Source organism: Nocardioides litoris (genome assembly GCF_006346315.1).
Taxonomy (GTDB): domain Bacteria; phylum Actinomycetota; class Actinomycetes; order Propionibacteriales; family Nocardioidaceae; genus Nocardioides; species Nocardioides litoris.
In genome coordinates this window covers 124771-150818 of the sequence record NZ_VDMR01000001.1, presented here as the reverse complement: position 1 = coordinate 150818, position 26048 = coordinate 124771, and the positions used below count along the sequence as shown (strand labels likewise).

At 74.8% G+C, this 26048-nt stretch carries 29 protein-coding genes; 9 read left to right on the top strand and 20 right to left on the bottom strand.

The window, feature by feature from the left end:
* Nucleotides 1-4: 4 nt before the first annotated feature.
* The 5 genes from FJQ57_RS00750 to FJQ57_RS00730 all read right to left on the bottom strand — a co-directional run bounded on the left by FJQ57_RS00750 (nt 5) and on the right by FJQ57_RS00730 (nt 6415).
* Nucleotides 5-676 (bottom strand): maleylpyruvate isomerase N-terminal domain-containing protein, encoded by a 672-nt coding sequence (locus FJQ57_RS00750; RefSeq protein ID WP_139977357.1) that lies wholly within the window; start codon nt 674-676, stop codon nt 5-7.
* 174 nt (nt 677-850) lie between these two features.
* Complete coding sequence (locus FJQ57_RS00745) at nt 851-2674, bottom strand: glycoside hydrolase family 15 protein (RefSeq protein WP_246081525.1); 1824 nt, start codon at nt 2672-2674, stop codon at nt 851-853.
* Nucleotides 2671-4059 (bottom strand): glucose-6-phosphate dehydrogenase, encoded by a 1389-nt coding sequence (locus FJQ57_RS00740; RefSeq protein WP_139977356.1) that lies wholly within the window; start codon nt 4057-4059, stop codon nt 2671-2673. Before FJQ57_RS00740 ends, FJQ57_RS00745 begins: the two co-directional genes overlap by 4 nt.
* Nucleotides 4056-5126 (bottom strand): NAD(P)-dependent alcohol dehydrogenase, encoded by a 1071-nt coding sequence (locus FJQ57_RS00735; protein WP_139977355.1) that lies wholly within the window; start codon nt 5124-5126, stop codon nt 4056-4058. The genes FJQ57_RS00740 and FJQ57_RS00735 overlap by 4 nt, the downstream gene beginning before the upstream one ends.
* Complete coding sequence (locus FJQ57_RS00730) at nt 5126-6415, bottom strand: NAD(P)/FAD-dependent oxidoreductase (protein ID WP_281284206.1); 1290 nt, start codon at nt 6413-6415, stop codon at nt 5126-5128. The genes FJQ57_RS00735 and FJQ57_RS00730 overlap by 1 nt, the downstream gene beginning before the upstream one ends.
* A gap of 87 nt (nt 6416-6502) precedes the next feature.
* Here FJQ57_RS00730 and FJQ57_RS00725 point away from each other — a divergent pair, with 87 nt between their 5' ends.
* Entirely contained in the window at nt 6503-7312 is an 810-nt protein-coding gene (locus tag FJQ57_RS00725; protein ID WP_139977354.1) for an SDR family NAD(P)-dependent oxidoreductase, read from the top strand.
* 144 nt (nt 7313-7456) lie between these two features.
* Here the strand turns inward: FJQ57_RS00725 and FJQ57_RS00720 are convergent, their stop codons facing one another.
* Complete coding sequence (locus FJQ57_RS00720) at nt 7457-8242, bottom strand: crotonase/enoyl-CoA hydratase family protein (RefSeq protein ID WP_139977353.1); 786 nt, start codon at nt 8240-8242, stop codon at nt 7457-7459.
* A gap of 44 nt (nt 8243-8286) precedes the next feature.
* On the opposite strand from FJQ57_RS00720, the gene FJQ57_RS00715 reads away from it, so the two are divergent.
* On the top strand, nt 8287-9477 hold the full coding sequence (locus FJQ57_RS00715) for an acyl-CoA dehydrogenase family protein (RefSeq protein ID WP_139977352.1): 1191 nt from the start codon (nt 8287-8289) through the stop codon (nt 9475-9477).
* Between the two features lie 88 nt (nt 9478-9565).
* Here the strand turns inward: FJQ57_RS00715 and FJQ57_RS00710 are convergent, their stop codons facing one another.
* From FJQ57_RS00710 to FJQ57_RS00670, 9 genes are all read right to left on the bottom strand, one after another.
* Complete coding sequence (locus FJQ57_RS00710) at nt 9566-10501, bottom strand: YihY/virulence factor BrkB family protein (protein WP_211348703.1); 936 nt, start codon at nt 10499-10501, stop codon at nt 9566-9568.
* Between the two features lie 128 nt (nt 10502-10629).
* Nucleotides 10630-10803 (bottom strand): CsbD family protein, encoded by a 174-nt coding sequence (locus FJQ57_RS00705; RefSeq protein ID WP_139977351.1) that lies wholly within the window; start codon nt 10801-10803, stop codon nt 10630-10632.
* A 137-nt stretch (nt 10804-10940) separates the two neighbouring features.
* Nucleotides 10941-11540, bottom strand: a complete 600-nt coding sequence (locus FJQ57_RS00700; protein ID WP_139977350.1) for a hypothetical protein — start codon at nt 11538-11540, stop codon at nt 10941-10943.
* Nucleotides 11537-12121 carry a hypothetical protein gene (locus FJQ57_RS00695; protein ID WP_139977349.1) on the bottom strand — a complete coding sequence of 195 codons (585 nt, stop codon included), beginning with the start codon at nt 12119-12121 and terminating at the stop codon, nt 11537-11539. The genes FJQ57_RS00700 and FJQ57_RS00695 overlap by 4 nt, the downstream gene beginning before the upstream one ends.
* On the bottom strand, nt 12118-12507 hold the full coding sequence (locus FJQ57_RS00690) for a hypothetical protein (protein ID WP_139977348.1): 390 nt from the start codon (nt 12505-12507) through the stop codon (nt 12118-12120). The genes FJQ57_RS00695 and FJQ57_RS00690 overlap by 4 nt, the downstream gene beginning before the upstream one ends.
* Nucleotides 12500-12679, bottom strand: coding sequence for a hypothetical protein (locus FJQ57_RS00685; protein ID WP_139977347.1), 180 nt, complete (start codon nt 12677-12679; stop codon nt 12500-12502). The genes FJQ57_RS00690 and FJQ57_RS00685 overlap by 8 nt, the downstream gene beginning before the upstream one ends.
* Nucleotides 12680-12709: 30 nt before the next feature.
* Nucleotides 12710-12997 (bottom strand): hypothetical protein, encoded by a 288-nt coding sequence (locus FJQ57_RS00680; protein WP_139977346.1) that lies wholly within the window; start codon nt 12995-12997, stop codon nt 12710-12712.
* Complete coding sequence (locus FJQ57_RS00675; protein WP_246081524.1) at nt 12994-13326, bottom strand: hypothetical protein; 333 nt, start codon at nt 13324-13326, stop codon at nt 12994-12996. Before FJQ57_RS00675 ends, FJQ57_RS00680 begins: the two co-directional genes overlap by 4 nt.
* 19 nt (nt 13327-13345) lie before the next feature.
* Nucleotides 13346-13819, bottom strand: coding sequence for an Asp23/Gls24 family envelope stress response protein (locus FJQ57_RS00670; RefSeq protein WP_139977345.1), 474 nt, complete (start codon nt 13817-13819; stop codon nt 13346-13348).
* A gap of 181 nt (nt 13820-14000) precedes the next feature.
* On the opposite strand from FJQ57_RS00670, the gene FJQ57_RS00665 reads away from it, so the two are divergent.
* The 3 genes from FJQ57_RS00665 to FJQ57_RS00655 are packed head-to-tail and all read left to right on the top strand — an operon-like array spanning nt 14001 to nt 15979.
* Complete coding sequence (locus FJQ57_RS00665) at nt 14001-14609, top strand: RNA polymerase sigma factor (RefSeq protein ID WP_246081523.1); 609 nt, start codon at nt 14001-14003, stop codon at nt 14607-14609.
* Nucleotides 14600-15088, top strand: a complete 489-nt coding sequence (locus FJQ57_RS00660) for a hypothetical protein (protein WP_139977343.1) — start codon at nt 14600-14602, stop codon at nt 15086-15088. The genes FJQ57_RS00665 and FJQ57_RS00660 overlap by 10 nt, the downstream gene beginning before the upstream one ends.
* A 30-nt stretch (nt 15089-15118) precedes the next feature.
* Nucleotides 15119-15979, top strand: a complete 861-nt coding sequence (locus FJQ57_RS00655; RefSeq protein WP_211348702.1) for an SDR family NAD(P)-dependent oxidoreductase — start codon at nt 15119-15121, stop codon at nt 15977-15979.
* Here FJQ57_RS00655 and FJQ57_RS00650 read toward each other — a convergent pair.
* Entirely contained in the window at nt 15953-16912 is a 960-nt protein-coding gene (locus tag FJQ57_RS00650; protein WP_139977342.1) for a hypothetical protein, read from the bottom strand. The two genes, FJQ57_RS00655 and FJQ57_RS00650, sit on opposite strands and share 27 nt — an antisense overlap.
* A 109-nt stretch (nt 16913-17021) precedes the next feature.
* On the opposite strand from FJQ57_RS00650, the gene FJQ57_RS00645 reads away from it, so the two are divergent.
* The 3 genes from FJQ57_RS00645 to FJQ57_RS00635 all read left to right on the top strand — a co-directional run bounded on the left by FJQ57_RS00645 (nt 17022) and on the right by FJQ57_RS00635 (nt 19495).
* Nucleotides 17022-17372: an STAS domain-containing protein gene (locus tag FJQ57_RS00645; RefSeq protein ID WP_139977341.1), complete on the top strand. Its 351-nt coding sequence runs from the start codon at nt 17022-17024 to the stop codon at nt 17370-17372.
* Between the two features lie 56 nt (nt 17373-17428).
* On the top strand, nt 17429-18049 hold the full coding sequence (locus FJQ57_RS00640) for an endonuclease (RefSeq protein ID WP_139977340.1): 621 nt from the start codon (nt 17429-17431) through the stop codon (nt 18047-18049).
* Between the two features lie 159 nt (nt 18050-18208).
* On the top strand, nt 18209-19495 hold the full coding sequence (locus FJQ57_RS00635; protein ID WP_139977339.1) for an HNH endonuclease: 1287 nt from the start codon (nt 18209-18211) through the stop codon (nt 19493-19495).
* Nucleotides 19496-19750: 255 nt separating this feature from the next.
* Here the strand turns inward: FJQ57_RS00635 and FJQ57_RS00630 are convergent, their stop codons facing one another.
* The 3 genes from FJQ57_RS00630 to FJQ57_RS00620 are packed head-to-tail and all read right to left on the bottom strand — an operon-like array spanning nt 19751 to nt 23492.
* On the bottom strand, nt 19751-21412 hold the full coding sequence (locus tag FJQ57_RS00630; protein ID WP_139977338.1) for a bifunctional 3'-5' exonuclease/DNA polymerase: 1662 nt from the start codon (nt 21410-21412) through the stop codon (nt 19751-19753).
* Between the two features lie 12 nt (nt 21413-21424).
* Nucleotides 21425-22741 (bottom strand): MFS transporter, encoded by a 1317-nt coding sequence (locus tag FJQ57_RS00625; RefSeq protein WP_139977337.1) that lies wholly within the window; start codon nt 22739-22741, stop codon nt 21425-21427.
* 49 nt (nt 22742-22790) lie between these two features.
* On the bottom strand, nt 22791-23492 hold the full coding sequence (locus FJQ57_RS00620) for a FadR/GntR family transcriptional regulator (protein WP_139977336.1): 702 nt from the start codon (nt 23490-23492) through the stop codon (nt 22791-22793).
* A 44-nt stretch (nt 23493-23536) separates the two neighbouring features.
* On the opposite strand from FJQ57_RS00620, the gene FJQ57_RS00615 reads away from it, so the two are divergent.
* Nucleotides 23537-24736 carry an MFS transporter gene (locus FJQ57_RS00615; protein ID WP_170219206.1) on the top strand — a complete coding sequence of 400 codons (1200 nt, stop codon included), beginning with the start codon at nt 23537-23539 and terminating at the stop codon, nt 24734-24736.
* Here the strand turns inward: FJQ57_RS00615 and FJQ57_RS00610 are convergent.
* Nucleotides 24721-26028: an FAD-binding protein gene (locus FJQ57_RS00610; RefSeq protein WP_170219205.1), complete on the bottom strand. Its 1308-nt coding sequence runs from the start codon at nt 26026-26028 to the stop codon at nt 24721-24723. The genes FJQ57_RS00615 and FJQ57_RS00610 overlap by 16 nt on opposite strands.
* Nucleotides 26029-26048: the final 20 nt, after the last annotated feature.

Genomic DNA, 26048 nt, shown 5'->3' with positions numbered 1-26048 from the left:
CCCCCTACTCGCGGAGGGGTTTCTCCGGGAGCGGACCGAGGCCGGCGAAGACGTCGAGGTACGGCGTCACGTCACCCTCCACGACCCACGACCGCAGCTCGTCCGCCGTACGCCGGCTGGTCACCGCGCGGAACAGGTCGAAGCCCGACGCCTCGAGCACCACGCCCGGCTCGCCGGGCCCCGAGCGCCAGTGCCAGTCGGGCGAACGGACCTCGAGGGGCGCGAGCCCGTCGAGCGACCCCGCCAGGCGGTCGGCCATCATCTGGCGGACCGCGGCCAGGCCAGCGGTGTCGCGGGCGCCGGGGCGGTCGAGCGCGCCGCGGAGGTCCTGCTCGTGGATGATCGCGTCACCGAGCGGACGGACGTCGACCTCGTCGAGGTAGCGGACCATCGCCTCGCGGTGGCCCTCCCACTCGGCGAGCAGGTCCAGCCCGCTGCGGCCGCGGCGGGCGTCGACCTGCGCCCCGGTCCAGGTCGGGTCGTGGTCGTCGGGCTCGTCGCCGTCCAGCACGTCGGCGACGAGCCCGACCACGTGGGCGAGCAGGTCCCTGACCGTCCAGTCGGGGCACGCCGGCACGGGCAGCGCCAGTGCCTGCTCACCGTCGCGCTCGACCTCGTCGCGCACGATCCCGCTCACCCGGTCGAGCACGCCCTGCCACTCGTCGCTGGCCCTCATGCGCTCATCCTCACCCACGGTGGTCGAGGAGGGACGAAGTCCTGTCTCGAGACCACGTCCAGTGGTCTCGAGACAGGCGCCAGCGCGCCTTCCTCGACCACCGTGCGGTCCGGGCGCCTGGCGCACCTTCCTCGACCACCGTGTGGTCCGGGACCTTCCTCCCCGCGAACCCGGTCAGCCGAGCTCGCCGTCGAGGTTGGTGGCGGCGCTAATCAGCGAGAGGTGGGTGAAGGCCTGGGGGAAGTTGCCGAGCTGCTCGCCGGTGAGGCCGACCTGCTCGGCGTACAGGCCGAGGTGGTTGGCGTAGGTGAACATCTTCTCCAGGGCCAGCCGGGCCTCCTCGAGCCGGCCGACGCGGGTGAGCGCCTCGACGTACCAGAAGGAGCACAGCGAGAAGGTGCCCTCGGTGCCGTCGAGGCCGTCGGAGGACTCCTCGACGTCGTAGCGGAAGACGAGGCTGTCGGAGACCAGCCGCTCCTCGATCGCCTCCAGCGTGGAGACGAAGCGGGGGTCGTTGGGGGCGACGAACTTGACCATCGGCATCAGCAGCACGCCGGCGTCGAGGGAGTCCGAGCCCTCGGACTGCATGTAGGCCCCGACCTCGGGGTCCCAGGACTTCTCCTGGATGCGCTCGTAGATCGCGTCGCGGACCCGGGACCAGGCGGCGATGTCGCCGGGCAGGCCGCGCTGGCGGGCGGTGCGCATCATGCGCTCGACGGCGACCCAGCACATCAGCCGCGACGTGGTGTGGGCGCGCGGCTCGTCGCGGATCTCCCACATGCCGGCGTCGTCGCGGTCCCAGTTGTCCATGACCCAGTCGAGGACGCGCAGCAGGTCGGTCCAGGCGTCGTGGCTGATGCCGGGGCCGTACTTGTTGAACAGGTAGACCGAGTCGATGAGCTCGCCGTAGATGTCGAGCTGCAGCTGGCCCATGGCGGCGTTGCCGACGCGCACGGGCCGGGAGTCGCGGTAGCCGCGGAGGTGGTCGAGCTCGGTCTCCTCGGGCACGCCGCCGTCGATGTCGTAGGCCACGCGCAGCGGGCCGAGGTCGCCGTCGCGCGAGTCCCCCAGCCGCTGGGAGAGCCACTCCATGAAGCGGGCCGCCTCGTCGGTGAACCCCAGGCGCAGCAGGGCGTAGAGGCTGAACGCGGCGTCGCGGATCCACACGAACCGGTAGTCCCAGTTGCGCTCCCCGCCGACCTGCTCGGGCAGGCTCGTCGTCGGCGCGGCGATGATCGCTCCGGTCGGCTCGTGGGTGAGCAGCTTGAGGGTGAGCGCGGAGCGGTTGACCATCTCGCGCCAGCGCCCGGTGTAGGTCGACTGCGAGAGCCAGCCGCGCCAGTACGCCGCCGTGCGGTCCATCAGCTGGTCGGACTGCTCGGGGTCGACGGTCGGCAGCGTCTCGCCGCCGCCGGAGTCCCCGTCGAGCACCTCGAGGACGAAGAGGGCCTCGTCGCCGGTGCCGACCTCGAAGGTCGCCCGCACGTCGTCGCCGTCGACCTCGAGGCCGACCGAGGCCACGAGCCCCAGCCGCACCCCGTCGGCGACGAGCAGCAGCCCGCCGTCGACCTCGGAGATGTCGGGGCTGGTGCGGCCGTAGTCGGGCCGCGCGGCGAGGACGGTCGTCATCGTCGTACGGCCGCGGACCCCGATGACCCGGCGCACCAGCCGCTGGCGGTGGTCCTGGTCGTCGGCGGCCAGCACCGGCATGAAGTCCTGCACCTCGACCACGCCGGCCTCGGTGAGGAAGCGGGTGATGAGGATGTTGGAGTCGGGCAGGTAGAACTGGTGGGTCGTGACGGCCTCGGCCGACTCGTGGGTCTGCATCCGCCACGAGCCGGCGTCGGGGTCGAGCAGCGACCCGAACACGCTGGGCGAGTCGAAGCGGCCCGCGCAGAACCAGTCCATCGTGCCCTCGTTGCCGACCAGGGCGCAGGTGCGCAGGTCGCCGATGAGGCCGTGGCCCGCGATCGGCAACCACTCGCCCGTGTCGGTCACTCCCGCTCCCAGGGCGGGGTCGGCCCCCAGGTGCCCTGCTCGTAGGTCTGCACCGGCGGCGGGTCGTCGAGCAGCGGCCCGTAGACCTCCCACAGCCGGTCGACCTCGTCGGCGCGGGCGAAGAGCAGCTGGTCGCCGTGGAAGACGTCGAGCAGGATCCGCTCGTAGGCGGCCAGCGGCTGGTCGTCGGGGAAGTCCTCGGCGTAGTCGAGGGTGAGGGTCACCGGGGCGACCTCCAGCTCGGGGCCGGGCTTCTTGCCCCGGAGCCGCCAGGCGATCTTCGGCTGGTCGCTCAGGTCGAGCACCAGCTCGTGCGGGTGGTCGCCGTCGCCGGTGTCGCCGAACAGCGCCGGGTCGGGCTCGCGGAAGTGCACCACGACCAGGCGCCGGTCGTCGGCCATCGCCTTGCCGGTGCGCAGGTGGAACGGCACGCCGCGCCAGCGGTCGGTGTCGACGTACGCCGTCAGGGCGACGAGCGTCTCGACCTGGCTGTCGTCGGCGGTGTCGTCGTCGTCGCGGTAGCCCTCGAACTGGCCGAAGACCGCGTCGTCCTGGGCGATCGGGCGCAGGGCCTGGAAGACCGCGGCCTTGGCGTCGCGCACCGACTCCGCCGACAGGTCGGCCGGCGGCTCGAGCGCCACGAAGCCCAGGATCTGGCTCAGGTGGGTGGAGACCATGTCGCGCAGGCAGCCGACGGACTCGTAGAAGCTGCCGCGGCCCTCGAGGCCGAGCGTCTCGGGCACCTCGATGCGGATCGACTCGACGGTCTCGGCGTTCCAGACGGTGGCGAGCAGCCGGTTGGCGAAGCGCAGCGCGAGGACGTTCTGCACCGCCTCCTTGCCCAGGAAGTGGTCGACACGGAAGACCTCGTCCTCGTCGACGACGTCCTTGATGGCCCGGTCGAGCTCGCGGGAGGACTCCAGGTCGAGGCCGAACGGCTTCTCCACCACCAGCCGCGCCCGCTCGGCGATGCGCTCGCGGCCGAGCATGGCCACGATGTCGGGCATCGAGCCCGGCGGCACGGAGAGGTAGACCAGCCGGCGGACGTCCTCGACGTCGCAGCCGGCCTCCTCGGCCAGCTCCTGCTCGGCCTGGCGCACCAGCTCGCCGAGGTCGGTGCCGTCGTCGGCCGAGGAGGTCTGGAAGCGGGCCCGGTCGGCCAGCTCCCCCACCTCGCCGTCGGCCTTCTCGATCGAGGCGCGCACGATGTCGGCGTACTCGTCGTCGGGCTGGTGGCGGCCCGTGCCGATGAGCGCGTACGACGCCGGCAGCCGCCCGGCCGCGCCGAGCGAGGCCAGGGCGGGGTAGATCATCCGCTTGGCCAGGTCGCCGTTGGCCCCGAAGAGGACGACGACGTGCGGGGCCGGCCGCTCGGGCTCGCTCACGCCTGGTCGCCCCCGCCGATGGTGGGCACGTCGATGACGGCGCGGTAGCGCACGTCGCCGCTGACGACCTTGTCGTAGTAGTCGTCGACCTGGTCGGCGGAGATGACCTCGACGGTGGCGGTGATGCCGTGCTCGGCGCAGAAGTCGAGCATCTGCTGGGTCAGCTCGAGCCCGCCGACCATGGAGCCCGCGACCGCGCGCCGCATCGTCAGCAGCGAGAAGGCGCCGAGCTCGAGCTCGTCGCTGGGCGCGCCGAGGTTGACCATGACGCCGCCGCGGCCGAGCGTGCCGAGGAACGCGTCGAGGTCGACGGCGTCGCCCACGGTGTTGAGCAGCACGTCGAAGTGGCCCTGCAGGTCGTCGAAGACCGACGCGTCCTCGGTGGCGTGGTAGGCCGTCGCGCCGAACTCCTTGCCGTCGGCCTCCTTGGCGTCGGTGCGGCTGAGCACGCTGACCTCGGCGCCCAGGGCGGCGGCGATCTTGACGGCCACGTGGCCGAGCCCGCCCATGCCGATCACACCGACCTTGGTGCCCGCGCCGACGTCGTACCGCTTCAGGGGGGCGTAGGTCGTGATGCCGGCGCACAGCAGCGGCGTGACGGCCGCGAGGTCGTCGTCGGCGTAGGCTCCGGGCACCTTGACCACGAAGTGGTCGCGCACGACGACCTGGCTGCTGTAGCCGCCCGCGGTGACGTCGCCGTCGTACCCCTTGCTGGAGTAGGTCTGGACGACGCCCCTCTCGCAGAACATCTCCTCGCCGTCGCGGCAGGCCTCGCACTCCAGGCAGGAGTCGACGAAGCAGCCGACGCCGACGCGGTCGCCGACCTGGTGGGTCGTGACGTCGCTGCCGACCTCGGCCACGGTGCCGACGATCTCGTGGCCCGGCACCATCGGGAAGATGCCCTGGCCCCACTCGTCGCGGGCCTGGTGGATGTCGGAGTGGCAGATGCCGGCCCAGCGGATGTCGATGCGCACGTCGTCGGGGCGCAGGTCGCGCCGCTCGATGTCGACGGTCTCGAAGGAGGCGCCCGCCTCGGGGGCGGACAGGGCGTGGGCGGTGGTGGTCATCAGGAGTCCTCGTCGTTCTTCTGCGGGCGGATGCGGCCGACGAGCTCGGAGGCGTCGGCGGGACGGGTGTGGGCGGCGAGCAGCTGCTCGGCCTCGTCGAGGCCGCCGGCGCAGTCCCAGAGCAGGACGCCCACGACCTCGTCGTCGGAGAGGTAGTACAGGACGGTGCTCTGCCCGCCGTCGCCGTCCTCGAAGTCGTCGACCACGGTCTCGAGGGAGGCGTCGAGGGTGCCCATCGCCTCGTACCCGTGGCCGAAGAGGTCGGAGTAGAACATCGGCGTGTGGTCGTAGGCCTCGTCGGAGCCGGCCATGATGCGACCGACGGTCGCGCCCTGGCTGTCGGCGTTGTCGACGTGCTCGACGCGGCGGCGGCCCAGGATCGGGTCGGGGTACTGCGCGACGTCGCCCGCGGCGTACACGTCGGGCGCGGAGGTGGCCAGCCGCTCGTCCACGACGATGCCGCCGTCGTCAGCCCGGTCGAGGGCGTCGCTGATGGGGTCGCCGCTGGGCTGGATGCCCAGCCCGAGCACGACGACGTCGGCCTCGACGGTCTCGCCGCCGTCGAGCTGCAGCTGGACGCCGTCGCCGGCCTCGAGCCCGCCGGCGACCTTGGACCCGCCGCGGACGTCGATGCCGGCGTCGGTGAACAGCTGCTGGTAGCGCTCGGCGAACTCGCGCGGGTAGACCGACTCCCCCAGGACCTCGTCAGGGTGGAGCAGGGTCACCCGGCAGCCCTCGCCGACCATGGCCGCGGCGATCTCGGAGCCGATGTAGCCCCCGCCGACCACGGCGACGTGCGGCTTGTCGCCCTCGCCCTCGGGCACGAGCCCGCGCAGGCGGTGGTAGTCGCTCAGGGTGCGGTAGTAGAGGACGCGGTCGCCCGCGGGCAGCCCGTCGAGCGTGGTGGGGTGCCCGCCGGTGGCGATGAGCAGGGATCCGTAGCCGAAGCGGTCGCCGGCCTCGGTCGTCACCTCGTGCGCGTCGGGGTCGAGCCCGACGACGCGGGTCTCGAGGTGGATCTCGGCGCCGGTCTCCTCGGCCGTCGACGGCTCGCCGTCGTCGTAGGAGAAGTCGGGGTCGGTCCACAGCTTCTTCGACAGGGCCGGGCGCGGGTACGGCGTGGTCGGCTCGTCGCCGAGGATGCCGATGCTGCCCTGGGCGCCCTGCTCGCGGATCGCCTTGGCGGCGGCGTCGGCGACCATGCCGCCGCCGACGATGAGGAAGTCGTAGGTGGCGCGCGGAGCGCCGGGATCGTCCGTGGACACGTCGGTCTGGTCGGTCTGCGTCACGCCCCGAAGGTAGGCAGCCGTGGGGGTGGGGGCGGTCACCTGTGGGGGTGGCCGGGTTCACCCCCGCCGCTCGTCAAGGTGGAGGACATGGACCTCGGACTCTCCGGCCGCACGGCCGTCATCACCGGCGGCGCCGGCGGCATCGGCCGCCACACCGCCCGCCTCCTGCTCGCCGAGGGCGCCCAGGTGGTGCTCGTCGACCAGGACAAGGACGACCTCAAGCAGGCCCGGGCCTGGCTCGACGAGCAGTCCTCCGGCGGCCCCTCGGCCCTCACCGTCCCCGCCGACCTGTCGACCGACGCCGCGGCCAAGGACCTCGCCTCGACCGTCGCCGACCTGGCCGGCGAGGTCGACGTGCTGGTCAACGGCGCCGGCATCACCGGCGCCACCGGCGCCTTCCACGACATCAGCGACGACGACTGGGTCGAGGCCATCACGGTCAACCTGCTCTCGGCGGTCCGCGTCACCCGCGCCTTCCTCCCCGCGCTGCGCCACGGCGGCTGGGGCCGCATCGTCTACGTCAACAGCGAGGACGCCGTCCAGCCGTACGACGACGAGCTGCCCTACTGCGCCAGCAAGGCCGGCCTGCTCTCCTTCGCCCGCGGCCTGGCCCGCTCCTACGCCCACGAGGGCCTGCTGGTGAACTCCGTCTCCCCCGCGTTCATCGAGACCCCGATGACCGACGCGATGATGGAGATGCGCTCGCAGGAGGAGGGTGTCTCCTTCGACGAGGCCATCGAGTCGTTCCTCGAGGAGGAGCGGCCCTACATGGAGCTCGGCCGCCGCGGGAAGCCCGAGGAGGTCGCCGCCGTCATCGCCTTCCTCTGCTCCGAGCAGGCGTCCTTCGTCAACGGGGCCAACTACCGGGTCGACTCGGGATCCGTCGCGACCCTCTGAGCTGCGGGGCTGCGGGGCTGTGGTCGTGTGGTCTCGAGACCGTTGCCAGCGCAACCTCCTCGACCACCGTGAGGTCCAGCCGGGCCACACGGTGGTCGAGGAAGGCGCGCCAGCGCCTGTCTCGAGACCACACGAGCCGAGGCGCTACCGCCCCGTCCAGCGCGGCGGGCGCTTCTCGGCGAACGCCGCCGCGCCCTCGGTGGCGTCGGCGGAGCCGAACACCGGCAGCGTGAGGTCGGCCTGCTTCTGCCAGCGCTCGGCGTAGGACCAGTCGGGGGCCTCGAGGGCGACCTGCTTGGTGACCGCGAGCGCGAGCGGTCCGTTGGCGGCGACCCGGGCGGCCAGCTCGAGCGCGCCGTCGAGGGCGCCGCCCTCGGGGACGACCCGGTTGACCAGCCCCAGGGACGCCGCGCGGGCGGCGTCGATCGGGTCACCGGTGAGCAGCATCTCCAGCGCGATCGCGGGCGGCACCCGCTGCGGCAGCAGCATCGCCGCGCCGGCGGCCGCGACCAGGCCGCGCTTGACCTCCGGCACGCCGAGGCGGGCCGTCTCGGACGCGACCACCAGGTCGCAGGCCAGCAGCAGCTCGAAGCCGCCCGCGACGGCGTACCCCTCGACGGCGGCGACCAGCGGCTTGCGGGGACCGCGCTCGGTGATGCCGCCGAACCCGCGGCCCTCCACCACCGGCACGTCGCCGGTGAGGAACCCCTTGAGGTCCATGCCGGCGCAGAACGTGCCGCCGGCGCCGGTCAGCACGCCGACCCGCAGGTCGTCGGAGGCGTCGAGCTCGTCGACGGCAGCGGCGAGGCCACGGGCCACGGCGCCGTTGATCGCGTTGCGCGCTCGTGGTCGGTTGATCGTGATGACCTGGACGCCGTCGCGGGCCTCGACCAGGACCGCCTGCTCCTCGGGTGCGTTCTCCTCGCTCATGACGCCCATCACAGCAGAGCGGGGGCCGCGTTATCGTCGAGGACATGCCCGCACGCCGCGTCCTGGACTCCGACGAGCACGCCGACCTGCTGCGCCTGGTGCGCGACATCGCCACCTCCGAGCTGCTGCCGCAGGTCGCCGAGGCCGAGGCCACCGAGACGTTCCCGCGGGAGGCGTTCCGGATGCTCGGCAAGACCGGGATCCTCGGCCTGCCCTACCCCGAGGACGTCGGCGGGGGTGGCGTGTCCTACGAGGTCTACCTGCAGGTGCTGGAGGAGCTCGGCGCGGTCTGGGCCTCGGTCGGGGTCGGGGTCTCGGTGCACGCGTTGTCGTGCTTCGGGCTCCACACCCGTGGCACCGAGGAGCAGCAGCAGCTGTGGCTGCCGGAGATGCTGGCCGGCGACCTGCTGGGCGCCTACTGCCTCTCCGAGGCCCACGCCGGGTCCGACCCGGCCGCGATGCGCACCACCGCCCGCCGCGACGGCGACTCCTACGTCCTGGACGGGGCGAAGGCCTGGACCACCCACGGCGGCCACGCCGACTTCTACAAGGTGATGGCCCGCACCAGCGGCGAGCCCGGCGACGCCCGCGGGATCTCCTGCTTCCTGGTCCCCGCCGACGCCGACGGCCTCTCGGCCGACCCGCCGGAGCGCAAGATGGGCCTCACGGCCTCCCACACCACCACGATGCGGTTCGACGGCGTCCGCGTCGACGGCGACCGGCTGCTCGGCGCCGAGGGCGACGGGCTCAAGATCGCCCTCGCGGGCCTGGACTCCGGCCGGCTCGGGATCGCCGCGGTCGCGGTCGGCCTGGCCCAGGGGGCGCTGGACCACGCGCTGGCCTACGCCCGGGAGCGGACCACGTTCGGCAAGCGGATCCTCGACCACCAGGGCCTGGGCTTCGTGCTGGCCGACATGGAGGCCGCGATCCAGACCGCCCGCGCGACCACGCTGCACGCCGCGCGGCTGCGCGACGCGGGCCTGCCGTTCGGTCGCGAGGCGTCCATCGCGAAGCTCGTCGCGACCGACAACGCCATGAAGGTCACCACCGACGCCGTGCAGGTGCTCGGCGGCGCGGGCTACACCAAGGACTTCCCCGTCGAGCGGTTCATGCGCGAGGCCAAGGTCATGCAGATCTTCGAGGGCACCAACCAGGTCCAGCGCCTGGTCGTCTCCCGCTCCCTGGACCTCAAGGCCGGCGGCGACGGCGAGATCACCGTCGCGGCCCCCTCCTGACCTGGGCCTGGGGGTACTGCGTCACCCCGTCAACGTCGCGGGCCCTCCTCGACGTTGACCGGGTGACGCACTATCCCCGCTCGGGCCGTCAGGACCGGTCGTCGCGGTCGCGGTCGCGGTCCTCGAACTCGACCCGGACCCGCTCGAAGCCCTTGTGCCGCTGGGCCTTGGCGTAGTCGGCGTACGCGCGGCGGTCGGCGTCGGTGAGGGCGACGGCGTCGGTGAACGGCGTGAGCAGGGCCCGGGGCCAGAGGCGCCGGTGCAGCACGACGTTGGTCTCGACCCCGAGGACGAGGGAGACCGAGGCCAGGTAGGTGACGGCGATGAGGCCGAGGACGACGCCGAAGGTCGCGTTCATCTCCGAGGCCTCGCGGACCGAGCGGCCCACGAGGCGGGTGCCGCCGAGCTGGATGAGCTGCCAGAGCAGGGCGATGACGAGCGCGCCGGCGAACGAGCGGCGCAGCGAGTGGCGGCGCCCGGCGCCGAGCCAGAGCAGCAGGGCGACGACGACGGTGACGGCGAGCCCGCTGATGACGGGTCCCGTCCAGCGGAAGACCTCGGGCGGCAGCAGCCCGGTGGGGTCGCGGTCGACGACCTGGGCGAGCGTGGAGACCGACGAGACGGCGAGCACGGCGAGACCGCCGGCGACGAGCAGCAGGAGCGAGCGGACCCGCAGCAGCACCGGGTTGGGGCGGTTGTTGCGCGGGACGGCCCAGGCGGTGAGCAGCGCGTTCTGGACGGCGGTGCCGAGGCCGAGCGAGCCGTACAGCGCGAAGGCACCACCGATGACGATGGCGCCGACCGAGCCCTGCAGGCCCTCGGGCCGGCCGAGCTGGTCACCGACGACGGGGAAGTCGCTGACCGCCGAGTCGAGGACCCGCGTGCGCAGCTCGGGGTCGCCGGAGAGCACGAAGCCCAGCACGGAGGTGGCGAGCAGCAGCAGCGGCACCACCGAGAGCAGGGCGTAGTAGGTGATGATGACGGCCAGGTAGACGCCCTGGTCGTCGAAGAACTTGTAGAGCACGGCAAGAGGGACCGCCAGCAGCGGATGTCTTCGCTGCCAACGGTCCCACCGGCCGAGGGGCAGGTCCGGGGACGGGGCGGGGTCGCCCTCGGGGGGCGACCCCGCGTCCCGGACCGTGCCGGACGACGTCACTTCTTGAACGCGTCCTTGACGTTCTCGCCCGCGTCCTTGACCGAGGACTTGGTCTGGTCCTTCTTGCCCTCGGCCTCGAGCTTCTCGTTGCCGGTCACGTCGCCGATGACCTCCTTGGCCTTGCCCAGCGCGTCCTCGGCGGCGTTCTTGGCCTTGTCAGCGATACCCATGGTGATCCTCCTCGGATGTCGGCGGCCGCCGGGTGCGACCGCTCGGTGCTTTCAAGAGTTGGTCGTGCGGTGCACGCCGATCGTCACGCGATGTGCCGGTGATCCAGCGCACAGTCGTGCACCGGCCTGGCCCGGCCTCAGGCCTCGCCCACGCGCACGGTGTCGCGGCGGCGCGACCGGTTGCGGGGCGTGCGCTCGGCCCGCGGCTCCTCCAGCAGCAGCCGGAACCCGATCGCGTCCTGGGGGAACGCGCGCACGACGTCGGCCGCGGCCTCCTCGGCCGCCGCGGCGACCTCGGCGAGGTCGGCGTCGGGCGCCAGGTGGGCCCGGACCGACAGCACCGGTCCCCGCCGGCTGCGCACGACCGCACCACGGGCGCGGGCGAGGGGAGCGGTGGCCTCGAGGCGGCCGGCGACGGCGGAGGCGACGGAGTCGAGGTCGGCGACCAGTCGACCCCGCGGGTCGCTCGCGGTGAGGCGGGTCGAGCCGTCGCGGCCGGGCCGCAGCCGTCCGAGCAGGGAGCCCAGGGCGAGCAGGCCGAGCACGACGGATGCGACGGCGAAGACCCACGGCCACCAGCCGGTGTCGACCACGTCGCGCACCGGTCCGAGGTCGAGGTCGGAGGGCGTGCCGAGCAGCACGCCCGTCTGCAGGTCGACCAGCGCGAGGCCCCCGGCGACGAGCAGCAGCCCCAGCACCAGCGCGACCACCCGGTCGGTGGTCCGGGCGCGCCTCACGACGCGTCCTTGGCCTGGCGCACCGACAGGCGGGCGCCGGGCACCAGCTCGACCTGGGCCGAGGCGGCGGTGCGGGCAGCGTCGAGGGCGCCCGGGTCGGCCGGTGCCCCCGGCCCGGACCGGGTGCCGACCTCGACCACGACGGAGCGGCGGGTGCTCCTGACCACCGAGGTGTGCAGCACGCCCGGCGCGCGGTCGGCGGCGCGGGCGGCCAGCGCGCCCAGGGCGCGCGGCGAGACCCAGGTCTCGGCGCTGGCCGAGGTGCGCAGGTGCGTCGGCCGGCCCCGGCGTACGGCGAGCAGCAGGACGGCCAGGCCGAGCACGACGAGCACGACGCCGGCGGCCGTGGTGGCCGCGCCGACGGCGAGCCCGTCGACGGCGTCGACGGCCGTGAGCAGCCACGGCTCGCCGGCGGTCCAGCCCTGGGAGGCCAGCAGGTCCTGGACGCCCAGGGCGGCCAGGCCGGCGAGCAGCAGGCAGACGAGCACGGTGACGCCGCCGGCACCGGGGTGGGTGCGGGGCGTGCCGGCGTCGGGGCGGTCGGTGACCGCGAGGTCGGGCCTCGTCACGTCGGTGGTCACTGGACCCTCCTGGTGGGTGCGGTGTCGAGGTCGTCGGGCGTGACCGCCTCGACGGTCACGTCGACGGTGGTGATGTCGATGCCGGTCAGCCGGGCCGCCTCGACGAGGACGCGGTCACGGACCTCCGTCACGACGCGGGTCACGTCGCACGGCCAGGCGCAGCTGACCTGCACCTCCAGCCGGGCGCTGCCGCCGCGCAGGGTCGTCGAGGCCTGCGGGGTGCCGCCGCCGGCGAGGCGGCGCAGGGTGCTGCGGTGGCGCACCGTGCCGGGGACGTCGAGGACGATCCGCTGCACGGCGTGCTCGAGGGCCTTGACCCGGACGTCGAGGGTGCCGCGCTGCTCGGGCTCGGTGGCGGGGGTGGCCGACGCGGGTGCCTCAGTCACGCTGCCGCCCGCGGACCAGGGCGCCCAGGTCGAGCTGGCCGTCGACGTGGCCGCCGACGAGGTAGCCGACGGCCCCGAGCAGCAGGCCGAGGAGGAGGCCGGTGAAGCCCCCGGCGGCGATGGCGATCGCCAGCAGCAGGCCGGCGATGAGGCCGACGGTGGACGTGGTCATGGTGCTCTCCTCGGGATGGGTGTGGGGCGGTCAGTAGCCGCCGTACCGGCGGCGCGGGGTGAGGCGGTCGACGATGGGGCGGGCGCGGCGCCGCAGCAGCCGCGCGAACCGGCCCCGGGTCGTCCGCACGACCTCGACCCGGAGGGGCGCGGTCGGGGGCGGGGCCAGGGGCTGGGGCGGGCGGGGCCGGTCGAGCCGGCGCATGGCCTCGACGAAGTCGTCGGGGTCCCCGCCGAGGTCGGGATGGTGGAGCCGGGCGACGCGCCGGCGCTCGGACCGGGCGGCCCGGGCGGCGGCGTCGTCCGGCTCCGGGGTCACGCGGGCGTCCCGGGGGCGACGACGTCCTCGACGGTCACGTCGACGGGCCCGCCGACCACACCGCGCACGGCCTCGCGCACGAGCCGCACGGTGTCGTGCAGCGGAGCGCCCATCTCGACGGTGAGGTGCACCTCCGCCCGGTCGTCGCGCAGCCGTACGCCGGCCACCCGGCGCCCCGGCAGGTAGGTGCCGACCTCGCCGAGGACGCCCCCGTGCAGGCCGGCGACACCGGGGACGGCGAGGACGGCCGCGGCCACGAGGTCGGCAGGCTCCGCCGGCCCGGCGTCGGGGTCGACGCCGGGCTCGGTGGGCCTGCGCAGCGGGGTCACCGCCGCCCTCGGGTGGTCGTCACTCGACACGGGAGACGGCCGGCTCGTCGTCCTCGTCGTCGCCGTCGATGTGGATGTCGTGGACGGTGATGTTGACCTCGGTGACCTCGAGGCCCGTCATCCGCTCGACCGAGCTGACGACGTTGCGACGGATGCCGGCGGCGAGGTCGGAGATGGCGACGCCGTACTCGGCGACGATGTCGAGGTCGATGGCGGCCTGCCGCTCACCGACCTCCACGGCGACGCCCTGGCTCAGGTTGGTGCGGGAGCCCGGGATCCGGTCACGCAGCGCGCCGACGGCCCGCGCGGCGCCGCCACCGAGGGCGTGCACGCCGTTGATCTCGCGGGTGGCGATGCCCGCGATCTTCGACACGACGGTGTCGGCGATCGAGGTGCGGCCCTGCTCGGTCGCGAGGCCGGTGCCGCCGCTCGTGGCCACCTCGGTGCCCGCGGAGGTCGTCGTGGTCGTGGCGGGGGTCTTGGTCTCCGTCATTCCAGCTCCTTCGATCGGTGTGTACGGGCGTTGGTCGCGCCCGAGGCCCCGGACGTCACGCCTGTCGTTCGGAGACGTGGGTCACACCCCGATGGCCGAGGCCGCCCCTCCGCCCCCAGGCGTGGGCGACCTCACCTGACGGGGTGAGATCCGCCCGGGCCGGCTGCTCAGAATGAGGGGTGTGACCACGTCGCCCCCGTCCACCGTCGCCCTGCCCGGGGCCGACGACGACGCTGACGACGGCCCCGAACGGTCCGACACCGCGCTGGTGCGGGCCGCCCGGCTCGGCGACGAGGCGGCGTTCGCGCAGATCGTGGAGCGCCACGGACCCGCGATGTACCGCTACGCCCTGCGCCTGGTCAACGCCGACGCGACCGACGCCGCCGAGGCGGTGCAGGAGGCGTTCGTCTCGGCCTGGCGCGGCCTCGACGGTTTCGAGGGCCGGTCGAGCCTGCGCACCTGGCTGATCCGCCTCGTGCACCGGCGGGCGGCCGACCTGCGGCGCAAGCGCCGTCCGATCCCGGTCGACGACGACCTGCTCTCGGTCGTCAGCAGGCCCGCGTCCGACAACCCCCTCCAGAGCGCGCTCGACGCCGAGCTGCTCGAGGCCCTGCAGCAGGCGCTCGACGAGCTGCCCTGGCACCAGCGCGCCGCCTGGCTGCTGCGCGAGGTCGAGGGCATGAGCTACGACGAGATCGCCGAGGCGCTCTCCCTGCCCGTCGGCAGCGTGCGGGGGCACCTGCACCGCGGCCGTCGCACCCTGGCCGAGAGGATGGCCCGATGGCGCTAGAGCAGCCCTCCCCCGACCCGCTGGCCCGGGCGGTCGCCGCCGCGCGCGCCGAGGAGCCGCCGGCGACGTGGCCGGCCCTGGCCCAGAACATCCGGTCCAAGGTGCGCACCGTCGTCGGGCCGTCCGACCCCGTGCTGGTGCGCGACGCCTCCGGGGCCACCGTGCTCGACGCCGACGGGTCCCGCACCTGGGTCTCCACGCGGGTGCTGCTGACCCTGGCCCGTGAGGCCCTCACCACCGCCACCCACGCGGCCGAGTCGGTGCGGTTCGACCTCGGCGGGGACGACGGCGACGACGTGGTCGCCGTCGAGGTCGCGGTCGCCGTCGCCTACGGCAGCGACATCGCGACCGTCGCGGCCGACGTGCGCCGGGCCGCGGGCGACCTGCTCGACGAGCAGGTCGGGGGCTCGGCGTCCGGCGCCCGGCCGGTGCACGTCGAGGTCGTCGACGTGGTCGAGGGAGACCCGCGGGTGGTCTGACCGCGCCCGAGCGCGCCCTACGCTCGGGACGTGAGCGAGTCGGGTGTGGAGCGGTCCATGGCGGGGCGCACGGTGCTGGTCACCGGCGCGAGCGACGGCATCGGCGCGGAGGCGGCCCGGGTGCTGGCCGGGCGCGGGGCCACGGTCCTGGTCACCGGCCGGTCGGCCGAGAAGCTGCGGCCGGTCGCGGCCGCCGTCGGCACCGAGCCGCTCGTCGCCGACTACTCCCGGCTCGACGACGTGCGCCGCCTCGCCGCCGAGGTCGCCGAGCGCCTGGGGCCGGACGGCCGCCTCGACGTGCTGCTCAACAACGCCGGCGGCACCTTCGACCCGCGGCGGCGCACCCACGACGGCCACGAGCCCAACTTCCAGGTCAACCACCTGGCGGCGTACCTGCTGACCCGGCTGCTCGAGCCGCAGCTGACCCGCGCGCCCTCGCTCGTGGTCAACACCTCCAGCATCGGCAACCTGATGGGCAAGATCGTGCTCGACGACCTCGACCACGAGCGCCGGCGCGTGCTCGAGCTCCCGGCGTACGGCACGGGCAAGCTGATGAACATCGTCTTCACCCGCGGGCTGGCGCAGCGCTGGGGTCCGGCGGGCGTCGCGTCGGTGGCGGTGCACCCGGGACCGGTCGGCAGCTCCTTCGGGCGCGACTCCCGGCTGTTCGGGCTGCTCTACCGCACGCCGCTGAAGAAGCTGGCCACGATCAGCGTGCCCGACGGGGCCGCGCCGCTGGTGTGGCTGGCCGAGCGCGGCCCCGACCCGGAGGTCGACGGTCGCTACTTCAGCCGGTTCACCGCCGACGGCAAGGAGAACAAGCAGGCCCGCGACCAGCGCATCATCGACGGGCTCTGGGAGCGCTCAGCCGACCTCGTCGGGCTCTCCTGACGCACCCCCGTCGCGCGGGGTCCAGGCCCACCAGGGGTAGTGGTAGTCGCCCTGCTCCACCTGGTATCGGCGGCCGCAGCCGGTGCAGGCGCAGATGCGGTCGTCCTCCCACTGCCGCGGGTTGGGCACCGTGCCGACGACGGTGACGTGGCCTCGGTCGACCTCCTTCACCACGTCGTAGAGCTGGTGGTCGGGGTAGGCCAGGCACAGGCAGGCGCCCTCGCCGTGCAGCCGCACCCGCAGCAGGGCGTGGGCCAGGTGGGTGCGGTTGCTGATGAGCGCCCCACCGAGGTCGGCGTCGTCGGCCACCTCGCGGATCGCCGGGAGGGCCGGCACGAGCGGGCCGAGCACCGCGGGGTCGCGGGTGCGGATGACCTCCCACACCGCCGTCAGCACCCGCGCCCGGTCGCCCGAGACGAGGTCGCGACCCAGTGGCGTCGCGAGGGCAGCCTCCGCCGCCCCGGGCCGGCCCATCCACTCCACCGGGAGCACGAGCAGCGCGGCCCGGTCGCCGCCGTCGACGAGGAGGACCGCGTGGCCGGCACACCGCCACCAGGGGGCGGTGCTCGCGCCCAGCGAGCGGACCATGCCCGCCGGGGCGCTGCGCCGGTCGTACGCCGACGGGTCGGCCATCGTGCGGGCGTCGTCGGTGTGGGCGGTGGCGTCGAAGCGGTGGCGCACGGCCCATCGGCGGTCGGCCAGGGCGACGAGCGGGTCGAGCAGGGCACGGACCTGCGCCGGCTCGGCCCGGGCGGCGAGGGGGAGGACGTGGGCCAGCCAGAGCGACGTGCCCTCGAGCCCGTCGAGGACCCACGGCAGGTCGTCGTCGGAGCCGTCGGCGGGCCAGGGCAGGTCGACCATCTGCTCGGCCACCGCCAGGACCTGCTCGGGCGTCGCGTCGACCACCGTCTCGTCGCCGGTCGGGTCGCTCACGCCGACCACCGTCCCACCCCTAGGGCTGGGGCGGCCCGGCCGGGGCCGCCCTACGTTGTCCCCAGCGCGGTCTCGGAAGCCAACGCGCCTTGTGACGTCAGGACGCGCCATGGGACACGACGACGACCTCTCGGTCGAGGTGAGCGCGCACGCGCGCGGTGTCCTCGTGGTCCTGCGCGGCGACGTCGACGTGCGCGCCGCGGGCACGCTCCGCAGCGCCCTCCACGACGCCCTGGGCCGTCACACCGAGCGCATCGTGCTCGACCTCGGGGGCCTGACCTGGATCGACAGCGTCGGCCTCGGCGTGCTCGTCGCCGCCTGGAAGCGCGCCCGCGCCGCCGGCACCGACCTGGTGCTGTGGCGGCCGTCGTCCAAGGCGCTCGCGGTGCTGCGCCTGGCCCGCCTGGACCGGGTCATGACCGTCGAGCTCGGCGCCGACTCCGACCCGTTCGCCGCCTGACCCTGCTGCCCGCCCGGGTGGTCCGGCCTCCCGGGTGCCGGGGCTAGACAAGTCTCATGGCGAGCACCCGCGAGCGGCTGACCACGTTGTGCGAGGAGCACGGCACGACGTTCGCCGAGGAGTCCGGGCTGCACCTGCGCGACCAGCCGGCCCCGCTGTTCCAGCTCCTCGTGCTGACCTCGCTGCTCTCCGCCAACCTCGACCGCGCCCTCGGCGTCCGCGCCGCCGACGCCGTACGTCGCGCCCACCCGACGTCGGCCCGCCTGCGTGAGGACGGCGAGGACGCCGTGCACGAGACCCTCGTCGAGGCCCGCTACCTGCGCAAGCGGCAGACCGCGCGCCAGCTCGTCGCCCTCGCCGACGAGGTCGAGGACCGCTGGGACGGCGACCTGCGGCGGTTGCGCGACGACGTCGACGGCGACGCCGACGCGCTGGGCGACCGGCTCCAGGACTTCACCGGCATCGGCGCCGTCGGGGCCGACATCTTCCGCCGCGAGGTCCAGGCCGTCTGGCCCGCGATCCGCCCGTACGCCGACCAGCGGGTCCTCGACCTCGCCCGCGCCCACGACCTCCCCCACACCGTCTCCGGCCTCGCCTCCGCCACCGACGGCGCCGGCCTCGGCCTCGAGGTCGTCGGCGCGGCCCTCGTGCGTGCCGAGAAGGCCGAGTCGGACTGACGGAGCGCTGGTCGAGCGGGCGAGCGCCCGCGTCGCGACCGCACCCCACGGTGGTCGAGGAGGGCGCCCTGGCGCCCGTCTCAAGACCATTCCCCAGGGCCATCCACAGCATCGAACACATCGTCGAGAACTGTCGGTGGTCGCGTCTACTCTGACGACATGAACAGCACGCGCATCCTCGACCCGGCCCTCGCCGCCGTGGCCGACGCGCGTGGGCGGATGCTGCGCGAGGAGGTCGCCACGCTGGTCGCGGTGCTGGACTGGTGCGCGGCTCATGAGGTGTCGGAGGCCGAGGCGTCGCTCCACACCATGACGCCCGGTCTGCAGCTCGGCGGGCCAGGGTGTCCGTGGGTCAGCGAGTTCGACACCCACGACTTGGCCTGCGTCCTCGGCCGCTCGCCCGACCCGTGCGCGGTGTACGTCGGCAACGCCCTCGAGCTGCGCCACCGCCTCCCCCGCCTGTGGGCCAGGGTCGTCGCGCTGCAGGTGCCGGTGTGGAAGGCGTTCCGGATCGCCGAGCAGACCCAGCAGCTCCCGCCCGCGGGTGCAGCGGAGGTCGACCGAGCGCTCACCCCGACCGCGCACTCCTGCACCTTCGCGCAGGTCGACCGCACCGTCGCCTCCGCGCTCGCCACCCACTGCCCCGACGAGGTGGAGCGCCGCAGGTTGGCGGCGTTGGAGCACCGTCGGTTCGACGTCCACCTCGACCACGTCCGATCGCTCGACGGCACCGTCGAGGTCACCGGGACCCTCGACCTGGCCGACGCGGTCGACCTCGACACCGCCGTTGCCGGTGTGGCGGCCCAGCTCGGCGAGCTGGGGTGCCATGAGTCGTGGGACGCCCGCCGCGCCCTCGCCGTCGGCGAGATCGCCCGCGCCCAGCTCGCGCTGGATCTCGAGACCACCACCGGTCGCGGCGTCACGGTCTACGCGCACCTGCGCTCGGACTCCGACGTCGTCGAGACCACCGGCTCCACCATCACCACCGAGCAGCTCGCCGCCTGGTGCCGCCACCCCGGCACGACGGTCACCGTCACACCGGTCGTCGACCTCCCCGGCGGCGACCTCACCGCCGCCCGGGCCCTGGCCCAACAGGTCGCCGCGTGGCTGCACGATGACGCCCACGTCAAGCCCGTCATCGACCTCACCGCGGACCTCACCTCCGCCGGCTACACGCCGTCACCACGGCTGGCCGAGCAGGTCGACCTCCGCGACCAGCGCTGCGCGTTCCCGCACTGCAACCGACGCCGCACCGACCGCGACCACATCCAGCCCCACGACTCCGGCGGCCAGACCCGCTCGTCCAACCTCGCCCGGCTCTGCCGAGCCCACCACCGCGCCAAGACCCACAGCGCTTGGACCTACACCCAACCCAGCCCGGGCGTGTTCGAGTGGCACTCCCCCGCCGGCGCGGAGTACACGGTCGACCGCAGCGCGGAGCCCTGACCACCCCGCCCCGTACCCCGCCCACCACCGGTGCGCGGGGTTGTCGTGCTGCACGAAGTGGCGACCAGGTCTGGAGGGCCCGACCGCGGGTCGGTCATCGACGGTGTGGCGGCCGGCTGACCAGCGACCGGAGCCTGGCCGGCTCCGGCCACGCCGACGAGCTCCCCGACCGGCATGCCGCTCCCCGGCGGTCGACCACTCGTTGCCGAGCAGGTGAGGGCTCTCCTCCCCGAGCTCGACCCCGGCGGCGGTCGCTCACGCCCCCTCCGGCGTTGCACCCTTGCCGGCCTCGGCGTAGGACCGCGCGACGGTGACCCCGAGCGGGAAGTCGACGGCCGGGCCCTCGCGGAACACCAGCCGGCCGGCCGAGGTCGCGGCCGCCACCACCGCCTCCGAGACCTCCTCGGCCAGCGCGGCCGGGGTGTGCACGACGACCTCGTCGTGCAGGAAGAACACCAGGTGCGGGCGGTGGTCGAGGGGCCCGGAGCCGAGCGACCACAGGCGGGCGCGGAGGTCGGCCAGCCAGCACAGCGCCCACTCGGCGCCGGTGCCCTGGACGACGAAGTTGCGGGTGAAGCGACCCCACGCGCGGCGGCGTCGGTCGCGGTCGCCGAGGTCGGTCGGCACGCTGTCCGGCTCGAGCTCCCCGACCTCCGACGGACTTCGGGGCGAGCCGCGACCGAGCAGGGTGCGCACCTGCTCGCCCCGCTCGCCGGCGCGGGCGGCGGCCTCGACGAGGCCGAAGGCGTCGGGGTAGCGGCGGACCAGGGCGGGCAGCAGCTGGCCGCTGCCGCCGGAGGTGGCGCCGTACATCGCGCCGATCAGGGCGAGCTTGGCCTCGTCGCGGGAGGCGACGGCGCCGTCGGCCACCATGCCCTGGTAGAGGTCGACGCCGCGGGCCGAGCGGGCCAGCGCCCGGTCGCCGCTCATGCCGGCCAGCACCCGCGGCTCGAGCTGGGCGACGTCGGCGACGACGAGCACCCAGCCCTCGTCGGCCACGGCCGCGGGGCGCACCTGCTGCGGCAGCGAGAGGGCGCCGCCACCGTTGGTGGTCCAGCGGCCGGTGGCCGAGCCCGCGGGCAGGTACGCCGGCCGGAAGCGCCCGCCCCGCACCCACTGGTCGATCCAGGTCCAGCCGTTGGTGGTCCAGAAGTGGGTGAGCTGCTTGTAGCGCAGCAGCGCCGGCACGGCGGGGTGGTCGACGCGGCGCAGGGTCCAAGCGCGCAGGTCGGGCGCGTCGACACCGGCTCGGCGCAGCGCGGCCAGCACCTCGGCTCGCGAGTCGGGGTTGAGGCCGGGCGCGTCGAGGAGCGCGCGGACCTCCACGGCGAGATCCTCGAGCCGCTGCGGGCGGGCGCCGCGCGGGGGGCGCGGACCGAGCAGCTCGACCAGCAACCGGTCGTGCACGTCGGCGCGCCACGGCAGGCCCGCCCAGGTCATCTCGGCCGCGACCAGCGCCCCCGACGACTCCGCGGCCAGCAGCAGTCCGAGCCGCCCGGGCTCGGCGCAGGCGGCGACCGCGGCCTGCTGCCGCGCGTCCTCGACGTCGGCCCGGAGCCGCTCCGCCGCGTCGTCGGCGGCGAACAGCGTCGGCTCCGTCGGCACCGTCGGGCCCAGCCGGTCCCACAGCGCGTCCTGCGGTCCGGCCAGCAGCCCCGGGTCGACGACCGGCGAGCGACGCAGCAGGTGGTGGCCGAGCCGCAGGTCGTGGCAGCGGGCGACGCGGACGCCGGCGTCGAGCAGGGCCGGGTACCACCGGCCGGTGTCGTCCCAGACCCAGCGCGGCGGGTCGGCCGACCCCTCCCGCTCCGCGACGTACGACGCCAGGTCGGCCGCCGCGACCTCGTGCTCCCCGGCGGGGTCGGTGACCAGCACCCGGTCGCCGTCGAGCCGCGACAGCGCCACCCGCCCGGTCACCGGGTCACCCGGTCACTGGGTGGCGTCGAACGTGGGCGGCGGGACCGGGGTGCCGGCGGCCTCGGGCTCGCGGTCGGGCGCGCCGAGGGAGGGGTCGACGCCCTGGCGGTCGAGGAAGGCGCGGGCGGGTCGGACCGACCAGTGCAGGCCGGCGGCGGCGACGACGATGATCGCGGCGATGACCAGCCACCCCATCTCGCCCCACGACAGCGCGAGGAACGTGTAGAGCGCGGGCGCCCAGACCTTGCCGAGGGTGCCGCTCAGCTCGGCGGCGCCCTGGTACTCACCGCGGCGGCGCGGGTCCATCAGCTCGGCCTCAAAGGACCAGCTGGCGGCCGAGAGGTAGAGCTCGGCGCCGGTGACGGTGATGTGGCCCAGCCAGACCAGCGCGATGGTCACCCAGCCGACGGTGTCGTGGGTGTAGAGCGTGATGACGCACGAGAGGACGAAGAAGCCGGTGGAGAACCGGATCGCCCGCAGCGCCGTGGGCACGTCGCGCACCCCGCGGGCGGCGGCCATCGGCAGCAGGATGCACATGACGGTGTTGGTGCCGAACAGGAACGCCAGCAGGACCCGCGGGGCGTCGGTCTCCTCGACCAGCCAGAGCGGGATGACGATGTTGAGGAGCACCTGGTTGGTCCACAGGACGCCGACGAAGAAGGTCGAGGCCATCCAGCCCACGTTGCGCAGCGGCCCCGGCCCGGCGACCTTGACCTTGCGCTCCTCGGGCGTGCGGTCGTCGTGGGAGGCGTTGGGCAGCCGCAGGATGGCGGCCGCGTTGACCAGGAAGACGGCGCTGGTGAACCAGGGCACGGCCTGGAGCACGGCGTCGGAGTCGAAGGCGAGCGCGACGCCGCCGACGACCGAGCCGAGCGTGAACCCGAGGTTGAGCGCGGAGTACATGTAGGCGCGCGACTGCACCCGCTCCTCCTGCGGCAGCACGTCGATCGTGTAGGCGCCGTGGGCCGCGCCGCCGAGGGCGCCGACGACCTCCATCAGCACGGCCATGCCGACGTAGCCGGCGAAGCTGTCGATGAAGGGCCACAGCGTGAACGCAGCGGCCTGCCCGGCCGCGCTGACCGCCCAGCAGCGCTTGGGGCCGAACCGGTCGACGAGCTTGCCCATCGGGTAGGCCGCCAGGAAGCTGGCGATGCCGGCGATGGTGAGGCCGAGCCCCACCTCGGCGGCGCGCAGGCCGACGATCTGGGTGAAGAAGACCGCCGAGCCCGTCATGAACGTGCCCTCGCCGAGCGCGAAGAGGAGCGACTGCCCCGCCAGCCGCCCGGCCAGGGGCGAGGGCGGCTTGAGGGCGGTGGCGAGGGAGATCATCGGCCAGCACTCTGCCACCGACCACGGACAGTCGTCGCCGGGGTTTCCCTCAGGCGTCGCGCAGCAGCGGCTCGACGATGCGGTCGACGGCCGCGGCCGCGGCCACGGCGTCGCCGGCGACGACGGCCTCGACGAGGTCGTGGTGCTCGCGGGCCGCCGGGTCGGCGTCGCCGGTCTCGTCGTCGCGCATGTGCCGGGCGAACACGTCGAGCACGCTGGCGTACAGGGAGAGGTAGAGCGGGTTGTGGCTCGCCTCGACGACGGCGCGGTGCAGGGCGAGGTCGGCCGGGGCGCGGTCCTCGGGGTCGCCGTCGGGCGCCCAGGCGGCGGCTCGCCGGTCGCGCAGCGCGCGCAGGCGGTCCGCGTCCTCCGCCGTGCGCCGCGTGGCGGCGAGCGCGGCCGCGGTGCGGTCGAGCGCGAGACGGAGCTCGAGGTAGTCGCGCCGGGAGCCGCCGGCCAGCTGCCGGCCGAGCGGGCCGGCGAGCTCGGAGTCGGAGATGACGAAGGTGCCGCGGCCCTGCTCGCGGCGCAGCAGCCCGGCGTGTACGAGCGACTGCACGGCCTCGCGGACGGTGTTGCGCCCGACGCCGGCCAGGTCGACGAGCTCGGGCTCGGTCGGGATGCGGCCGCCGACGGACCAGCGGCCCGAGACGACCTCGGCGCGGAAGCGGGCCGCGGCCTGGTCGACGAGGCTGTCGCGGCGCAGGCCCCCTCGACCGAGGGGTGGCGTTCCACTATCGTCCCAATTCATCCCATGATCCGATCTATGCCCGGATCCAGCCCGACGGAGCCCACGTGACCACCCTGGCACCCCCCGCCGCCCCACCCGCCCGCCGCCTCGCCGTGTGGGCGGGCCTCGCCATCGCCGTCACCGCGGTCAACCTGCGCACCGCGGTCACCGGCTTCAGCCCGCTGCTGGAGACCATCGGCGACCGGCTCGGGTTCGGCGTGGCCCTCATCGGCGTGCTCGGCACGGTGCCCGCGGCGTCGTTCGCGATCTTCGGCCTGCTCGCGCCGGTGGTCACCCGCCGGTTCGGGCTGGAGCGCACCGCCACGGCCGCCCTCGCGCTCACCGCGGCCAGCCTGCTGCTCCGGGCCCTGGCCCCCGGACCGGTCGTCCTCGTCGTCTCCACCGTGCTCGCGCTCGCCGGCATCGGGGCGGCCAACGTGGTGGTCGTCCCGCTGGTCAAGACGTGGTTCCCCGACCGGATCGCGCTGTGGACCTCGACCTACCTGCTCCTGCTGCAGACCGGCCAGTTCATCGCCCCGCTGCTCGCCGTGCCCGTGGCCGACGCCGCCGGGTGGCGGGTCTCGGTCGGCGTCTGGGCCGTGCCCGCCGCGCTGGCCGCGGTGCTCTGGCTGGTGCTCGCGCTCGCCACCCGCTCCGCCGACCACCGCGCGTCCGCCCCGGCCGGGACGCGCCCGCGCGTGGCCCGCTCGGCCACGGCGTGGGGCCTCGTCGTCCTGTTCGCCCTGACCGCGCTGACCAACTACGCCGTCATCACCTGGCTGCCCGCCGTGCTCACCGACGCCGGCGGCAGCCGGGCGCTCGGGGGGTCGATGGTCGCCCTCTACTCCGCGTGGGGCGTGCTCGCCGCGCTCGCGGTGCCGCAGCTCGCGACCCGGGTGGCCAACCCGTTCCCGGTGGTCGTGGTCTGCTCGGCCCTGCTCGTGGTCGGGTTCGTCGGCCTCGACCTCGCCCCGCGCGAGGGCACCCTGCTCTGGGTCTGCGCCCTCGGCGTCGGCGTCAGCAGCTTCCCGCTGTGCCTGACCCTGGTCAACCAGCGCACCCGGACGCCGGCCGCCGCGGCCAGCGTCTCCGGGTTCGTCCAGGGCACCGGCTACGCCCTCGCCGCCACCGGGCCGCTCGGCCTCGGCCTGCTCCGCGAGGCCACCGGCTCGTGGTCGGCGCCGCTGTGGCTGCTCACCGCGAGCGTGGTGCCCGGGCTCGTGGCGGGCTGGTTCGCCTGCCGCCCCCGCTACGTCGAGGACTGAGCAGCCGCCAGCGAGTCGAGCTCGGCGTCGAGGAACGCGTTGCCGAAGGCCCGCCCCGGGTCGAGCCGGTCGCGCAGCACCGCGAACCGCGCCGCCCCCGCCGGGTCGCAGCGCGGCACGGTGCCGCCGGCGACCTTGCCCCAGTGGGCCCGCGGGTCGTACGGCGCCAGCACCCGCTCCAGCAGGCGCACCGCCTCGCCGACCGGCCCCGGCTCGGGCCGCCAGGTGAAGTGGATCGCCACGGTGTCGCGGCCGTGGGCGCCGCTGAGCCACAGCTCGTCGGCGGCGACGGTGCGCAGCTCGTGCACCATCAGCACGGGCGCCACCTGGTCGGCGACCTCGGCCAGCGCCGCACGCGCCTCGCGGATCGCCGCCCGCGGCACGAAGTACTCGGTCTGCAGCTCCTCCCCCACGCTCGGCACGAACTCGGCGCGGAAGTGCGGCAGCCGCTCGTGCCAGGGCCCGGACACGCCGCCCTGCTCGGTGGCCGGCGCGGGGTCGATGCCGGGCACCGGGTGCACCGGGCCGGCGGCCGACGGCCGTCCGGCCAGCACGGGCGCGAGGTCGGCGCGACCGTCGACGCGCTGCTTGACGAACACCGCGCTCACCACCGACGGGTCGCGCAGGTCGTCGAAGACGCTGACGCTGTGGCCGGAGCCCATGACCGCCTCGATCTCGTCGGCCAGCGCGTCGGCGGGCACGTCGGTCCAGACCGTCTGCGCGACGTCGTACGCCGGCTCGGTGGCCAGCCAGAGCCGGGTGACGACCCCGAGCGCGCCGAGCGAGACCGCGGCGCCGGGCAGGTCGGGGTGGTCGGCGTCGAGCCGCACGACCTCGCCGCTGGCCGTCACCAGCTCGAGGCCGCGGACCGCGGTGGCCAGCGCCCCGTTGCCGTCGCCGGAGCCGTGGGTGCCGGTGGCGCAGGCGCCGGCGACGCTGATGTGCGGCAGCGAGCCCATGTTGTGCAGCGCCCGGCCGGCGGCGTGCAGCTGGGCCGCGACCTCGGCGTACGTCGCCCCCGACGGCACCGCGGCGAGGCCGTCGGCGTCGACCTCGACGCGGGTGCCGAGCCCGCGGGTCGACAGGTGCAGCCCGTCGGTGTCGGCGACGGTGGAGAAGGAGTGGCGCGAGCCCAGCGCGCGGACACGGGTGCCGGCCGCCGCGGCGCCCGCGACGGCCTCCTGCACCCCGGCGAGGTCGGGCGGCTGCACCACGCCGGTCGAGGCGTAGCGGACGTTGCCCGACCAGTTCAGGCCGGTGGGGCTCGCCTCGAGCGGCGCGGGGGAGGTCACCACGCCAGTCTCACAGGTGG

Bases quoted from the DNA above. Each gene is read 5' to 3' on its own strand.
- FJQ57_RS00625 (WP_139977337.1), bottom strand. From the start codon at position 22,741: ATGATCTCCCTCGCCACCGCCCTCAAGCCGCCCTCGCCCCTGGCCGGG.
- FJQ57_RS00750 (WP_139977357.1), bottom strand. From the start codon at position 676: ATGAGGGCCAGCGACGAGTGGCAGGGCGTGCTCGACCGGGTGAGCGGG.
- FJQ57_RS00715 (WP_139977352.1), top strand. From the start codon at position 8,287: ATGCCCGCACGCCGCGTCCTGGACTCCGACGAGCACGCCGACCTGCTG.
- FJQ57_RS00640 (WP_139977340.1), top strand. From the start codon at position 17,429: ATGGCGAGCACCCGCGAGCGGCTGACCACGTTGTGCGAGGAGCACGGC.
- FJQ57_RS00620 (WP_139977336.1), bottom strand. From the start codon at position 23,492: ATGAATTGGGACGATAGTGGAACGCCACCCCTCGGTCGAGGGGGCCTG.
- FJQ57_RS00635 (WP_139977339.1), top strand. From the start codon at position 18,209: ATGAACAGCACGCGCATCCTCGACCCGGCCCTCGCCGCCGTGGCCGAC.
- FJQ57_RS00735 (WP_139977355.1), bottom strand. From the start codon at position 5,126: ATGACCACCACCGCCCACGCCCTGTCCGCCCCCGAGGCGGGCGCCTCC.
- FJQ57_RS00720 (WP_139977353.1), bottom strand. From the start codon at position 8,242: ATGAGCGAGGAGAACGCACCCGAGGAGCAGGCGGTCCTGGTCGAGGCC.
- FJQ57_RS00645 (WP_139977341.1), top strand. From the start codon at position 17,022: ATGGGACACGACGACGACCTCTCGGTCGAGGTGAGCGCGCACGCGCGC.
- FJQ57_RS00705 (WP_139977351.1), bottom strand. From the start codon at position 10,803: ATGGGTATCGCTGACAAGGCCAAGAACGCCGCCGAGGACGCGCTGGGC.
- FJQ57_RS00685 (WP_139977347.1), bottom strand. From the start codon at position 12,679: ATGACCACGTCCACCGTCGGCCTCATCGCCGGCCTGCTGCTGGCGATC.
- FJQ57_RS00670 (WP_139977345.1), bottom strand. From the start codon at position 13,819: ATGACGGAGACCAAGACCCCCGCCACGACCACGACGACCTCCGCGGGC.
- FJQ57_RS00660 (WP_139977343.1), top strand. From the start codon at position 14,600: ATGGCGCTAGAGCAGCCCTCCCCCGACCCGCTGGCCCGGGCGGTCGCC.
- FJQ57_RS00725 (WP_139977354.1), top strand. From the start codon at position 6,503: ATGGACCTCGGACTCTCCGGCCGCACGGCCGTCATCACCGGCGGCGCC.